The organism is Clostridioides sp. ZZV15-6597 (assembly GCF_020657815.1).
Classification (GTDB): domain Bacteria; phylum Bacillota; class Clostridia; order Peptostreptococcales; family Peptostreptococcaceae; genus Clostridioides.
On sequence record NZ_JAGWCT010000044.1, the window covers coordinates 1 to 13,748 of the forward strand.

The following is a 13,748-nucleotide window of genomic DNA, read 5'->3' on the forward strand; positions in this document are numbered from 1 at the left end:
GTAACAAAAATACTGAATGATTATTATTATCTAATTTCATTGTAATTACTTCCTTTCAGTTTTTACTACTGATTTTACAATACAATACATTTTTCTGAAAATCAAGTAAAATAAATAACCTATCGGTTAGGCTTACATCCTCCACCTCCTATGGCGAGGAAGAGGAATTTCACCATAGGAGGTTAAAATTATACATTTTTAATAAAATTCCATACTTTTACTTTAAACTCAGTTTCATATTTTTGATTACGTTTTGATAACTTCAATATTATATTAATATATTCTCCATTATTAGACATTGAGACATACATTTCATCTACATAATCACCAATTTCATATCCACCAGCTTGGCTACTTTCACCATTTAAAGAATTCACAAACAACTTATTTCGTCTCTCATTTAATATAATTTCTTTGTTGCTTGTATATTCTTCATTATCAGTTGTATTTTCATCTACATATCTACATTTTATAGATGTCATTTTTTTAAAACCTTCATCATTAGAAGATAAGTTTATTATACCCCTAGAATTACTAATGATTCCTTCTATAGATTTTGTGATTTCAATACTTTGTTGCTGTAACTCCATTTTATCTTCTATTTTAACTTTTAAATTCATTGTAAGTATAAATATAGAATATAAAGTTATCACCAGTACTACAATTACCGTTAAAGACACTGCACTTTCTAAAAGTAAATATCCACATTTACGTTTCATATTTTCCCTCTTTCAAAAGTACTCTTCCACTTACAGGTGTTATTGTTATAGTTTTATTTAATCTATCATTATATATCTCTATTGTAGTTGCTTTTTGAGGTGAGCCATCAGATTTAAATTTTATAGTTTCAATACTTCTTGCGATTCTTACATTTCTAGGCAGTACTATGGATTTAATATTTTTGCCATCTTTCCTCAATACATATCCTTCTTGTTCCTTTTGCTTTATATAGTATATATATGTATTGTAGTTGCTAAACATATTAATTCGTCTAACATATCTTATATCTGAACAAAGTTGACGTGCAAATAAATTTATTTTATGATTTTCAAGATTATCTTTTGGAAAACATATTGTAGCTATCAATAGTATTATACCTATGGATACTACTAATTCTATTACAGTCACATTCCTTCTTTTTTCAAAGTTATACACCCCTATACTTATATACATATACTAAAAAATTTTCATCAAAGTTCTTTTTTATATTTTCTATTATCTCTTGGTCTATTTCTTCTTCATCTCCATTAGTGTTTTGATTATCAAAATCTTTACTGTCAGACTCAAATACAGTTGAAAGTTCTATTTGGTCAAACGATTTAGACTCATCATATGCTTCAATAGAATCTTTATTACTGTAATCATCATCTATATAATCTTTAATATCAATTCCTACCCATGGATTTTTAACTTTTACTCTCACTTTTATTACTTTTAAAAAGTCTTTCTCTCTGGCTGTACTTGTTATATCAAACTCAAAAAAATCTCCGTTGTCATATATAGTATTGTTTTCTATTTTTAAATGAACTTCTTCTAAATTACTATAAGATATATCTTTTATTTTTTTTATACAATCAATCGTATTATTTCCTAAGAAATAGTCTCTAAATTCTTCCTCATTATTAGATATATTAATGGCTTCCTCAACACAGCAAAGCACATTGCTTATTGATATTTCTATACCACTTAAAGAAGCTTCCCTTAACTTAGCATCTTTATATTCTAATTCAAATATATTATCATTACTATAAATTAAACCTATACACATAATACATACAGTGCTTATAATAGAAAATATTATCAATGTTGCTATTAATATAGAACCTTTATTATTTCGTAACATAACTGTTAAATCTTAATTGTTTTAAATCACTCTTAATTTCCATATTTATCTCATAACATTGATAATAGTTTAAAATTTGTTTCACTGTGCTATTAATCTCATAACCCTTTATGTAATTTTTATTTATTTCATCCTCAGTCAGTTGATATTCATTATTTTTTATTTTATATTTCTCATCTTCCAAGTATTTCTTTGCAATATTTAACATTTCTCTATTAGATGCATTTTTACTAATAAAACTATAGCAGCTATATAAAGATGTAGATACCAAATACACAGCTACATATAATATGGCAATACTCATTATACATTCAATTGATATAAAACCATTCTTTTTCGTTTTCAATAATAAAAACCTCTCATTAATATTTTATATTCTATAGATTAAATCTTAAGGAATTAGTTATAAATTCTTTTCATAAATCTCTTTTATACAATCATTTTCATTACTGTCTAACCTTATTCCAGTCCATATACAAAATGCACTTAGACCTTGATTTATTAACATATCAATGCCATACATAACATCTAAATTGTATTTTCTCGCCCATTTTATAAGGCTTGTTTCATGAGGCTTGTATACTATATCACATACTAGTATTTTTTTGTTTGGAATCAATGATTCATCGATTGGACATAAGTTATTCCCCATACCGATTGGTGTAGTATTTATAAGTATATCAATTTTACTTAAATCATTTTTATCAACTTCTTTAGTGGTACAGTCTACATCTAATTTAAAACTAGACTTTATTATATTTGATATTTCCCTTGCTTTATCTATACTTCTATTTCTTATTTCTATAGATTTTACATTATTAAATGCAAGTTCAATAGAAATGCTTCTACACGCACCTCCACAACCTAATATCATGACCTTTTTGTCTTTTAAATCAAACCCATTTTCAATTACAGATTTTACAAATCCAACTCCATCAGTATTATATCCTTTTAATACACCTCCCTCATTCTTAATAGTATTAACTGCTCCTACTAATTTTGCTTTGTAATCAATACAATCCAAGTATTTAATTATATTTACCTTATGAGGTATTGTCACATTACAACCCTCTATTCCCATACTTTTTATGGACTCTACTGTTTTTCCTAAATCTTTTGGCTCTACATCAAAACATACATAAACATTATTTTGTTTGTATTTTTCAAACAAATAATTATGCATGATTGGTGAAAAGCTTTGTTTCACTGGATGTCCTAAAAGACATATAAGCTTTGTTTCGCTATTTACAATCATATCTTCCTCCCTTTTATTTATTGACATCTAAAATTCAATTTATACCAAATAAACTAATAATTTATCCGTCTTATTTTTTATATATTCAACAAAAAATTAAACTTAAGTTCTTCTTTTTAATGTTATATTACAGCCAAAGGTTTGTAAATATATGTTTTAAATTCTAACAGTATACATATTATTTTATTGAATAACAGTCAACTTGGATAAGTCTCCTTCATATAATTTAAAGTGACCGTTGAAAAGGGGGGTGACTTATTGGCAGCGCTTAAATCTTTTGAAAAACCCTTAACCCCTGAAGAAGAGATTGAGTATTTAACTAAATTTAAAATAGAAAATGATAAAAGTGCAAAAGATACATTGATTGAAAGAAACATGAGATTAGTAGCTTATATCGCAAAAAAATACAACAATTCGACAGAAGATCAGGATGATTTAATATCTATAGGTACAATAGGATTAATAAAAGCTATAGAAACTTATAATATAGATAAAGGAACTCGATTGGCAACATATGCTTCTAGATGTATTGAAAATGAAATTTTAATGAATATCAGATCTAACAAAAAAAACAAATCACAAGTATCTCTACAAGACCCTATCGGAACAGATAAAGAAGGTAATGAAATAAACACCATTCTTTATATGTATTTTTCTATCATTTATATAATACTAATCTTAAATCAAAACACTCATCTTAATTACCTCAAATAGCTTTCTAGGTCATTTAGCTTTCCTTCATAAATATTATAAATATAAGAAATATGAAAAAAGTATCTCAAAGTGAAAGAGATACTTTTTTATAGTTAAATTATGATTCTTTTAAAAACATAACTTCTAAATTTCAATCCATATATTTAATTTAAAAGTTAGTACATTAATCTTTTAATATTACTATAATTCTTCATATAAATCAGTACTTAAATATTTTAAGCCACTATCATTAAGAGTAAGAACTATATTTTTACCTTTTTCTGAATTTTGTAATAATTTAATTGCTGCACATACATTTGCACCAGAAGAAAAACCTGCAAATACACCTTCTAATTTAGCTAATTTTCTTGCTACATTAGTTGCTTCATCATCTGTTACCTGAATATAACCATCAATAAGCTTTTTATCTACTAATGGTAAATCCATAGAATAACCTCCACCTTGTATTTTATGTCCTTGGTCAGTTATTTCTTTACCTGAATAAATTGCTGCTGTTGAAGGTTCAACTACATAGCATTTAATTGAAGAATTGTGCTTTTTAAGTCCTTTCGAACAACCAGCAAAAGTACTACCACTTCCAAGGAAATCTACAAATACATCAATATTTCCGTCTAATTGTTCCCACATTTCTTCTGATGTATAATATTCATGTGCATGATTACAAGCTTCTAAATTGAATTGGTCTGCTCTAAATGCATTTCTTTCTTTTGCAATTTTTTGAGCCTCAACTTCTACAAGTGCTAAATCTTCACCAGAAACTTGTCCATGAACTGAGTTAGGCATTTGGTCTACAAGAACTACTTCTGCTCCTAGAGCTTTCATCATTCTTGCTCTTTCCATAGAATTCCCTTTTGACATACATGCAATGAACTTATAGCCCTTACATGCACAAGCTATTGCTAATCCTGTACCAGTATTTCCACTTGTCAATTCTACAACTGCTTGTCCTGGAACTAATAAACCTGTATTTTCTGCTTCTGTAATCATTTGTAATGCTACACGGTCCTTTTTACTGAACCCTGGATTTAAATACTCCATCTTTGCATAAATATTACCCTCTACTCCAAATTCCTTCACTATTTTAGATAAGTGTAACATTGGAGTATTCCCTATTGCTTCTGTAACATTATTAAGTACATGCATCACAATTCCCCCTTAATCGATTAACTATCATCCGTTGAAAAACAATTATTTATACATTATAATGTATATTACGGATGTACAGTATATTTAACATTTAATATATCATACATTCGTAAAATAGAAATAACGTTAAATAAATTATACATTCGTAAATTATATTTGTCAATAATTTACAATTTAAGGAGTACATATGAGTATTAATACTATTATTGCAAAGAATTTAAATCGATTACGTAATGAACGTAATTTAAGTTTAGGTCAACTTGCTGAATTATCTGGTGTAAGTAAGGTCATGCTATCACAAATTGAAAAGGGGGATTCTAATCCCACAGTAAATACAATTTGGAAGATTGCAAATGGACTAAATGTACCATATACTGCAATACTTGACCAACCACAAGATAAAACTTTTATTGTTTCAAAATCTGACATAGATGTTCAAATTTCAGAAAATGAAGATTATCGCCTTTATTGTTATTATCCTAATACACCAACTAGAAATTTTGAATTATTTCAAATGGAACTAGAAGAAGGTCATAGTTATACATCTGTTGGTCACTCTGAAAAATCTCAAGAATACATTATGATTCTAGAAGGTCAGTTGGGATTAGAGGTAAATGATTCTATTTATCAACTTAAAGAAAATGACTCCATTTGTTTTTCAGCTGAATCAACACACACATACCATAATCAAGGGGAAAAAACATTGAGAACTGTGATAATAAATTATTATCCAGTTTAAAGATATTGTTTCAAAATAGAATAATGATTTTCTCATATAAAAGGTGAATCCTCATAGATAGGGTTTATCTTTTTTGTTTTCTTACACTCTTTTTCATAATTTATTAATTACAAAAAGGTTATCAAAACTTGATGAAAATACCTGTCCAATTTCTTTACAGCGAAGTGCTAAGTATTAGCAACTTCTCTATTTGTTAACTTTCAACTATCTCAGCTTTTTTCATTGCTATATTAATAGCTACTTCTTTAGCTACAGCATCCAGTTCATTCCATCTTCTTTTGTTTTCTTCATCAGAGATACGTGGATATATTATATAAACTTCTGTATTTTGATTAGCTATAATTTTCTCATCATATTCTATATCTTTTTCAGCATCATATTTAAATGGTTTAAATTGTTGTAGTATTTTCACAATATCACCCCTTATTATAAAATATGAGACTATAAACTTGTCTTATACTTAATATGCTAAGATGTATTTAATTTTAAAATTCTATATTAAAAAATTGAGTATAATAAAATCAATGTAAGATATATTTCATAAATAAAAAATAGAGTAGTTTAACCTACTCTATTCTTCTCTAATTAATCAATATAAAATTATTATTTTTGAATATTTATACCAACTTGTGATATAATAAAAGCAAGAAGAGCTACAATCTATTTAGCGGTAGAGTGGAGTTCATCATAAATGATATTATTTGAATTTATGGAATTTGATTTTAAAATCAAACTCCCAACCACTCTTAGTGCCAGCTTTGAGTGGTTTTTTACGTTTTCTAAACAACTTACTTATTAAGTAAACTATATAGCTAGCCAAAATACTGGCTAATATACTTAGTAAAAAATTATCCATACACAATCACCTCCCTTCTTAACATTGGGAGGATAATCTTTCAGTTGTATGAACTCCACTCTTAGATTGTAGGTTATATCTTCTTGCTAAAATAGTTATAACATATTCTGGCAATCTAACTGTTAAAAAATACTTACTTAAATGTTCTGATTTTAGTTATAAATTTTTCCAGTTTCTACATCTATAAAAAACCAACCAAAAGTACCATTACTATTTTTTGAATTGACCTTAACAGCATAAACATTACCACTATATATATCATCTCTAAAATCTATCATATCAACTACTAAATTATTGATATTGACTTTATGTCTCTTCGCACATTCTTTCAATGCTATCTGTTTTGCCTGTTCCTCTGTTATACTTTCTTTATTTTTATAATCATTAGGATTGCATACTTTCATATTACCATTAACATCATATGTATAAACTTTACTCATATCATTTTTTTCTACACAGTATCTAACATCACCCTCTGCACCTTGTTTGATATAAGCAAATTCATAGTACTCTTTTCCCGAAAAAGTAAAGTTTTTATCTAGTAGAAATATTAAATCTTCATCTTCTGAATAATTAGGTTCATAGTAAAACTTATTTACTCCTAGCAATTTTTTTACTGCATTAGCAGCCTCTTCTACTGTATACTGTCTTCCAGTATTAGAATCTCCTATATTTTTTGTTACATTTAAGCATTGTTGTAATACACTATCACTTAAAGTTCCTATAGATGTCAATTTAGTTGTACTTTTCAATATACTTTTATTACTATCATTATCAACTAACACAATAGCATTATTTTTAGCAACAGTAGAGCCAACAAGCGCATACACTAAATCAGTTCCACTTGCAATATAAAATTCTTTTAAACCACTATAGAACTTATTTATTATCTTTTTATTAGTATCATATCTATCAGTTCCGCCCAATCTAGTTGAATTAGTATCATTAACTAGTTTGTCATTCATTGATGAAGTACCACCTATTACATAACTTTCCACACCATTTGTATTAAATGGCACACTTTTTCCATCAGTTAATACTATAGCTGCTTTATCTCTAACTGCTACAGGTGCAGCACTCATTGCATCAGGTTCTCCTTTAAAAGCATTAGTCAATATCACTTTATTTACTTTGTTAATTGAGTTTATTTCCTTTGCAACATCATAGCTTGTCTTAATTCTATCACTACCTTGAAGTCTTTTAATCTCTATTCCTTTATCTTTTAAAACAGTTTCAGTAGCTTTATCAATAGAGTTTTCTCCTCCAATTATGTATACCTTTTTTGCCTTTTCTACTCTTTTAAGTGTAGCATTTGGCATACTATTTTTCTTAGTTAAAAGAATAGGTGCATTTGTACTACCTGCAAGCCCACTTGCAGATAATCCATCTGCCATTGTACTATCTGCATTAATCAGTATAGCTGTTGTATAATTTTGCTTGTCTGCGATAAGTCCAGCAGTTTCATATTTATCTGCACCTTTAATTGACTCAATTTTGTCAAGAGCACTTGCAGATATAGGACAACTAGCGATAAACATTGATAAAGATAACCCTATTGTTAATAATTTTTTAATTTTCATAATATCTTCCCCTCCTAAATATTTTACCTAAATTATATAACACTTTACAGGTAAATATCACCATAAATTAAAAAAATTATTATTACTTAATATAAATATTAATAAAAAATATCATTCTTATATTAGTGACTTTGGTAAAATATGGTGCTAAAATAAAATTAGTGAGAGACAATATAAGGGGGATTATATTATGAGAATCAGTAAAAAAATAACAGCAATATTAGTATCATCTTTAATTATGATATCAATGGTTGGATGTGCTCCAAAAGAAAGTGCTACAGAAGTAGCTAAAAAGTATCTTGATAGTATAGAAATCAAAGACTACGAAGTAGCATATAATTTATTAAGTAAAGACAGTAAGAAGGATGTCAGTCTAGAAAAATTTGAAGAATATCAAGATACTTTATTTAAACTTCAAACCCTAAAAAATTATAAACTTGGTGAAGAAAATAAAGTAAAGAAATACAAGTATTCTAATAAAGAGTACACAGATCTTGTTAAAATAAAAGAAACTGATACTATAAAATATATCACTGAAAATAAAGAAGATACTGCAAATTTTGATAGATATTTTATAATCGAAGATAATGAATATAAATTATTATGGCATAAAGACTTTAAAAGAGCTCTTAGCTCTAATTATGTCAAAATCGCTAGGTCAGAAACAAAGAAAGATGAAGATAAGGATTATAATAAAGCTGCTATTGATATCAAAAAAGCCATAGAAATTGATGATAAAAATCCACCTGCATATTATACACAATCATATATTTATATAGAGTTACAACGATATGATGAGGCTTTAAAGTCAATTGATAAATCCTTAGAATATCTAGATAAAAATAATGAAGCTTATAAAATAGACGCTAGTGATGCTTACAATTTAAAAGGTGTTATTTTTATGAGTAAATCAGAATTTAATAAAGCTAGAGAATCTTACAATAAGGCTATTGAACTTAACCCAAATAATGAATATGCAAAAACTAATCTAAATGATATTAAAGGATTATAAAATAATGATTTCACAGGTTGAAAGTTAAAGTAACTTTCAACCTATTTATTTTTTTGACATACACACACCCAAAATCAGTATCTTATTTTACAATTGTAAATATATATAAAAATAATATTTATCTCCTATCTTACATTTTTTTACATTTTTCTACTTTACTTTTTGCTATAATATAATTGCATTATGACAATTAAGGGGGAGAAAAATGAAAGGGAGAAAGTTTAAAAAGTGGCAAATTATATTAGGTGTAGTATTGGTTATGGGTATTATTGGTAGTTTTCTGCCAGATCCACCAGAGGAAGAACCAACAGAAGCTTCAAATCAACAGGAACAACAAGACCAACCGAAAGAAGAAGAGAAACCAGTAGATGTTTCTAATTTAGAATTATCAGATGAAAAGTATATAAATGAAATTAAAAATGTTGATAGCTCATATATCAAAGATGTTAAAATTGATGGAAGTAATGTAATTGTAACTTTAGATGATTCCGGTATGTGGGGAGAAAAATCTCTTGTAAAAGATACTGCTACAAGAGGTGTAGATATTTTTAGAAAAGCATTTGAAAATAAAAATGCTCAAAAAGTAACTTTACAAACTGTTACACCTCTTACTGATAGCTATGGAAAAGAAAGTGAAGAGAAAACAGTTGTTATAATTTGGAACAGAGAAACTAGTGATAAGGTAGATTATGATAACTTCAAAGATCTAGTGTATTCTGACTTTACTAAACTTTATGGAATATCAGATAGCTATGCAATCCACCCTAGTATATTTGCTAAACTTGATGACAAAATAAAATCTACTTTACAAAGATAATTTTTTTAACATAAGAACATAATCTAATAAACACACTCAAAATAAATGCTCTTTTGAATGTGTTTATTTTTTATATTTTAAACTCTATTGATTTACTTTATAATAGTACCTAAGGAGTGTGATTATCTATATGAGTGTTGCTATATACTTAAGAAAATCTCGTGCTGATGAAGAAGCAGAAAAGCAAGGTGAATTTGAAACTTTAAGTAGACATAAATCTACTCTATTAAAACTAGCAAAAGAACAAAACTTAGATGTAATTGAGATAAAAGAAGAATTAGTTTCTGGTGAAAGTATAATACATAGACCCAAAATGCTTGAACTTCTAAAAGAAGTTGAAGAAAATAAATATGATGCAGTTCTAGTAATGGACTTAGACAGACTTGGTCGTGGAGACATGAAAGACCAAGGTATCATATTAGAAACATTCAAAGAAAGTAAAACCAAAATTATCACACCTAGAAAAACATACGACCTAACAGATGAATTTGATGAGGAGTACTCAGAATTTGAAGCATTTATGGCAAGAAAAGAACTAAAACTTATATCAAGAAGAATGCAAAGAGGTAGAATAAAATCAGTTGAAGAAGGTAATTTCATAGGAACTTCTGCTCCATTTGGATATGATGCTGTAACAACTGGTAGAAAAGAAAGAATACTTGTACCAAATAAAGATGCTGATATAGTTAGGACTATCTTTGACTTATATATTAATGAAGATATGGGTTGTAGTAAAATATCAAAATACCTAAATAACTTAGGCATTAAAACTGCTACAGGTGCTAATTGGTACAATTCTGCAATTACAAATATAATAAAAAATAAGGTCTACTGTGGCTACATTCAGTGGCAAAAAAAGGACTATAAAAAATCTAAAAATCCAAATAAAATAAAAACAGTTAAACTAAGACCTAAAGATGAATGGATTGAAGCAAAAGGAAAACATGAACCTTTAATAAGTGAAATAACATGGAAAAAGGCTCAAAATATACTAAAAAAAAATGGTCATGTCAGCTATGGTAATCAAATAAAAAATCCACTTGCAGGAATAGTGATTTGCAAAAATTGTGGTAGACCATTAGTATATAGACCATATGCAGACCATGACTATATAATTTGTTACAATCCTGGTTGCAATAAAAGTTCTCGATTTGAATTTATTGAAGCTGCCATTTTAAAATCTTTGGAAGACACTGTAAAAAAATATCAATTAAAAGCATCTGATATAGACTTAGATAAAAATAATAAATACAGTAATATAGAATTTCAAAAGCGAGTCTTAAAGGACTTAGAAACTGAATTAAAAGAATTAGGCAAGCAAAAAAATAAGTTATATGATTTACTAGAACGAGGAATATATGATGAAGATACATTTATTGAAAGGTCTAATAATATAAGTTCAAGAACTGAGGAAATTAAAGATTCAATCAAGACAGTAAAAAATAAATTAAATTCAGTTAAAAAAGATAATGCTAAAATAATAGAAGACATTAAAACTGTACTATCGCTTTACCATGATTCAGATTCACTTGGAAAAAATAAACTCCTAAAATCTGTAATTGATAAAGCAGTTTATTATAAGTCTAAAGAACAAAAACTAGATTCTTTTGAATTAATGGTCCATTTGAAATTACATGAAGACCAGTAATACCAATAACATATAAATAGTAGTGTGTAATGAAATAAGTCTTTTAGATATACTTGGTACAGATGTCAATTATGTTCTTGATGAAGTGGAGTTAAAAGTTCAGGTTGGAAAACTATATGAACAACTTAATAAAATCCTTACTCCTCGAGAAAGAGAAATTGTCCAGTTAAGATACGGGTTAACTCCTTATGGGTATAAAACTCAAAGAGAAATAGCACAAAGACTTGATATCTCTAGATCATATGTGTCCAGAATCGAAAAAAAAGCTCTTAAGAAACTAGAAAAAGAGCTTGTTCAAGAAAATTAATATTATATTTTTAAAAGGATATATCGTATAACATTAGCCAAAACAACTTACCTAAAAATTAAAATTACGATATATCCTTAAATTTTATAATACATGACTTTATTTTATACTTTCACATATTTCTTTAAATATAGGTATTGCTGATTTACTTTCCTTTTGAGTTCCTTCTACTAGCACAGTTATTACGTACTTAGGTCTTTTCTCTGGATAAAATCCGGTTATCCAACCATGATCTATTGGCTTTTTATTCAGACTACTTTGAGCTGTACCAGTTTTTACCCCACATCCTCCTTCTAAATCCTTTAAGACTTTAGCTGTCCCAACTTTAGAAACAGACTTCATAATTTCTTTTACTTGTGTACACACATAAGGAGAAATAATTTCTTCCTTTTTTGAAGACTTATAAGTTTTTATTGTCTTCATATCATTATTTACAAGACTTTTATATAAATATAATGGTTCAAATGTTCCATTATTAGCTATTATCTGGGTCATTTGATTTATTTGGAGTGGTGTAAATTCTATATTTTCTTGCCCTATAGCTAAATTACGTATTGATATATTTTTTGGAGCTTCTCTAATTCGTTCTTCATCAAGACCAATATCAACCTTTTCAAATAAATGCAATTTCTCAGCAGATTTTAATATCTTCTCTTTACCAACTTTCATTGCTATATCTAAAAATGCTGGATTACATGAATTAGAAAAAGTTTGCTGTAAGGATTGAAGACCATGCCCATCTAGTTTGTTGCATCGTAATATTTCATTACTATTTCCGACTTTAGTTTTCCCTTTACAATTATAGGTATAATTCTCATCTACAACTCCATTTTCAAGTGCAGAAAATAGGACTACCATCTTAAACACAGAACCTGGCGGATATGTCGATTTTATGACTCTATTTTCAAATTCTCCATTTTTACTCTTTAAACTCTTTGCTATATTATTTTGGTCAAAATTAGGTCTAGAGCACATAGCAATAATTTCACCTGTAGATACATCCGAAATCACTGCTGCTGTTGGATTTTCTTCTTTATTTAGTATTTGCTCTAAATTTTTTTGAATATCATAATCAATAGTAGTTTTTAAATGTTTATCTTTATCTTTTTCATCAACTGTTTTTACACTTCCCTTTAAAATATTTAGAGATTTTTCGTTTCCTGCATCCCCTGCTTTAAAAGCACTTATATATTTTTCATTTGAGTTTCTAAGTACACTATCCATACTTTTTTCTATTCCCAATTGACCTGATTTATCATCATCTTTTATATAACCTATTGTATGTGATAACAAACCATCCTGTGAATATCGCATAGTCTTTTCTTCTAGCATTATCCCATTTTTCTCAAGCTGTTTTTTCATGCTATTATCAATGTTTTCAGTCTGAATTTGTATTATGGGATTCGCCAATTGTTCTTGTATAATTTTATATATTTCCAAATCATCCATCTTAGTAGCCTTCTTAACAAGTTCTAGTATTTTATAGTTGTTATTTAATTTTTCTTTCTCAACAACTAAAAGCTGAACTTTACTTGTATCTGTAAGTTTCTTATTATTTCTATCATAAATTATGCCTCGTCCACTATTTAACTCTACTTTCTCAACACTCTGTGATTCAACATTTCTTTTGTACTTATCACCTTTTAATACCTGTATATCAACTAGCCTATAGATTAAACCACTATAAATTATTAAAATTACAGTAAATATATACCAGCTTCTCTTTCCCACTTTTTTCAAAAATGGAGTCTTCTTTTTTGACATGAAATCACCCCTTAGATAATTTCATTATTGACAATTTCTAAGGGGCTAATACTATTTTTATTAAATT

General features: G+C 27.6%; 16 protein-coding genes. 6 read left to right on the plus strand and 10 right to left on the minus strand.

The genetic code is table 11. From position 1 onward, the window contains the following. Positions 1–188: 188 nt before the first annotated feature. Genes KGF52_RS11320 through aroE form a run of 5 tightly spaced genes read right to left on the minus strand, consistent with a single transcriptional unit; the run spans position 189 to position 3,098 of the window. Positions 189–719, minus strand: coding sequence for a hypothetical protein (locus tag KGF52_RS11320; RefSeq protein ID WP_227840262.1), 531 nt, complete (start codon positions 717–719; stop codon positions 189–191). After that, positions 709–1,128 carry a hypothetical protein gene (locus tag KGF52_RS11325; RefSeq protein ID WP_227827142.1) on the minus strand — a complete coding sequence of 140 codons (420 nt, stop codon included), beginning with the start codon at positions 1,126–1,128 and terminating at the stop codon, positions 709–711. The genes KGF52_RS11320 and KGF52_RS11325 overlap by 11 nt, the downstream gene beginning before the upstream one ends. A 19-nt stretch (positions 1,129–1,147) precedes the next feature. Continuing rightward, a complete protein-coding gene (locus KGF52_RS11330) occupies positions 1,148–1,843 on the minus strand; it encodes a hypothetical protein (protein WP_227840263.1) in 696 nt (231 codons plus the stop codon). After that, positions 1,830–2,189, minus strand: a complete 360-nt coding sequence (locus KGF52_RS11335; RefSeq protein ID WP_227827140.1) for a hypothetical protein — start codon at positions 2,187–2,189, stop codon at positions 1,830–1,832. The genes KGF52_RS11330 and KGF52_RS11335 overlap by 14 nt, the downstream gene beginning before the upstream one ends. 57 nt (positions 2,190–2,246) lie before the next feature. Further along, positions 2,247–3,098, minus strand: coding sequence for a shikimate dehydrogenase (aroE, locus tag KGF52_RS11340; RefSeq protein WP_227840264.1), 852 nt, complete (start codon positions 3,096–3,098; stop codon positions 2,247–2,249). 258 nt (positions 3,099–3,356) lie between these two features. On the opposite strand from aroE, the gene KGF52_RS11345 reads away from it, so the two are divergent. Continuing rightward, complete coding sequence (locus KGF52_RS11345) at positions 3,357–3,812, plus strand: sigma-70 family RNA polymerase sigma factor (protein ID WP_227840265.1); 456 nt, start codon at positions 3,357–3,359, stop codon at positions 3,810–3,812. 180 nt (positions 3,813–3,992) lie between these two features. On the opposite strand, the gene KGF52_RS11350 is transcribed toward KGF52_RS11345, so the two are convergent. Continuing rightward, positions 3,993–4,955: a cysteine synthase family protein gene (locus tag KGF52_RS11350; protein WP_227840266.1), complete on the minus strand. Its 963-nt coding sequence runs from the start codon at positions 4,953–4,955 to the stop codon at positions 3,993–3,995. A 190-nt stretch (positions 4,956–5,145) separates the two neighbouring features. On the opposite strand from KGF52_RS11350, the gene KGF52_RS11355 reads away from it, so the two are divergent. Beyond that, positions 5,146–5,697: an XRE family transcriptional regulator gene (locus tag KGF52_RS11355; RefSeq protein WP_227840267.1), complete on the plus strand. Its 552-nt coding sequence runs from the start codon at positions 5,146–5,148 to the stop codon at positions 5,695–5,697. Positions 5,698–5,890: 193 nt separating this feature from the next. Here KGF52_RS11355 and KGF52_RS11360 read toward each other — a convergent pair whose 3' ends face one another. The 3 genes from KGF52_RS11360 to KGF52_RS11370 form a co-directional block, all read right to left on the minus strand. Next, positions 5,891–6,109, minus strand: a complete 219-nt coding sequence (locus KGF52_RS11360; protein WP_227840268.1) for a hypothetical protein — start codon at positions 6,107–6,109, stop codon at positions 5,891–5,893. Positions 6,110–6,394: 285 nt separating this feature from the next. After that, a complete protein-coding gene (locus tag KGF52_RS11365; RefSeq protein ID WP_169466111.1) occupies positions 6,395–6,553 on the minus strand; it encodes a type I toxin-antitoxin system toxin in 159 nt (52 codons plus the stop codon). Between the two features lie 152 nt (positions 6,554–6,705). Further along, positions 6,706–8,133 (minus strand): cell wall-binding repeat-containing protein, encoded by a 1,428-nt coding sequence (locus KGF52_RS11370; RefSeq protein ID WP_227840269.1) that lies wholly within the window; start codon positions 8,131–8,133, stop codon positions 6,706–6,708. A 190-nt stretch (positions 8,134–8,323) separates the two neighbouring features. Between KGF52_RS11370 and KGF52_RS11375 the strand changes: the two genes are divergently transcribed. The 4 genes from KGF52_RS11375 (at position 8,324) to KGF52_RS11390 (ending at position 11,917) form a co-directional block, all read left to right on the plus strand. Then, complete coding sequence (locus KGF52_RS11375; RefSeq protein ID WP_227840270.1) at positions 8,324–9,145, plus strand: tetratricopeptide repeat protein; 822 nt, start codon at positions 8,324–8,326, stop codon at positions 9,143–9,145. Between the two features lie 205 nt (positions 9,146–9,350). Then, complete coding sequence (locus KGF52_RS11380) at positions 9,351–9,962, plus strand: hypothetical protein (protein WP_227840271.1); 612 nt, start codon at positions 9,351–9,353, stop codon at positions 9,960–9,962. Positions 9,963–10,092: 130 nt separating this feature from the next. After that, positions 10,093–11,610, plus strand: coding sequence for a recombinase family protein (locus KGF52_RS11385; protein ID WP_227840272.1), 1,518 nt, complete (start codon positions 10,093–10,095; stop codon positions 11,608–11,610). Positions 11,611–11,632: 22 nt separating this feature from the next. Further along, positions 11,633–11,917, plus strand: a complete 285-nt coding sequence (locus tag KGF52_RS11390; protein WP_413906970.1) for a sigma-70 family RNA polymerase sigma factor — start codon at positions 11,633–11,635, stop codon at positions 11,915–11,917. A 99-nt stretch (positions 11,918–12,016) separates the two neighbouring features. Here the strand turns inward: KGF52_RS11390 and KGF52_RS11395 are convergent, their stop codons facing one another. After that, positions 12,017–13,681 carry a peptidoglycan D,D-transpeptidase FtsI family protein gene (locus KGF52_RS11395; protein ID WP_227827137.1) on the minus strand — a complete coding sequence of 555 codons (1,665 nt, stop codon included), beginning with the start codon at positions 13,679–13,681 and terminating at the stop codon, positions 12,017–12,019. Between the last annotated feature and the right edge of the window lie 67 nt (positions 13,682–13,748).

What these genes read in the sequence shown, in the direction of transcription:
- KGF52_RS11320 (WP_227840262.1), bottom strand. Translation starts at nt 719, where the DNA reads ATGAAACGTAAATGTGGATATTTACTTTTAGAAAGTGCAGTGTCTTTA.
- KGF52_RS11370 (WP_227840269.1), bottom strand. Translation starts at nt 8,133, where the DNA reads ATGAAAATTAAAAAATTATTAACAATAGGGTTATCTTTATCAATGTTT.
- KGF52_RS11350 (WP_227840266.1), bottom strand. Translation starts at nt 4,955, where the DNA reads ATGCATGTACTTAATAATGTTACAGAAGCAATAGGGAATACTCCAATG.
- KGF52_RS11365 (WP_169466111.1), bottom strand. Translation starts at nt 6,553, where the DNA reads ATGGATAATTTTTTACTAAGTATATTAGCCAGTATTTTGGCTAGCTAT.
- KGF52_RS11380 (WP_227840271.1), top strand. Translation starts at nt 9,351, where the DNA reads ATGAAAGGGAGAAAGTTTAAAAAGTGGCAAATTATATTAGGTGTAGTA.
- KGF52_RS11330 (WP_227840263.1), bottom strand. Translation starts at nt 1,843, where the DNA reads ATGTTACGAAATAATAAAGGTTCTATATTAATAGCAACATTGATAATA.
- KGF52_RS11385 (WP_227840272.1), top strand. Translation starts at nt 10,093, where the DNA reads ATGAGTGTTGCTATATACTTAAGAAAATCTCGTGCTGATGAAGAAGCA.
- KGF52_RS11355 (WP_227840267.1), top strand. Translation starts at nt 5,146, where the DNA reads ATGAGTATTAATACTATTATTGCAAAGAATTTAAATCGATTACGTAAT.
- aroE (WP_227840264.1), bottom strand. Translation starts at nt 3,098, where the DNA reads ATGATTGTAAATAGCGAAACAAAGCTTATATGTCTTTTAGGACATCCA.
- KGF52_RS11375 (WP_227840270.1), top strand. Translation starts at nt 8,324, where the DNA reads ATGAGAATCAGTAAAAAAATAACAGCAATATTAGTATCATCTTTAATT.
- KGF52_RS11395 (WP_227827137.1), bottom strand. Translation starts at nt 13,681, where the DNA reads ATGTCAAAAAAGAAGACTCCATTTTTGAAAAAAGTGGGAAAGAGAAGC.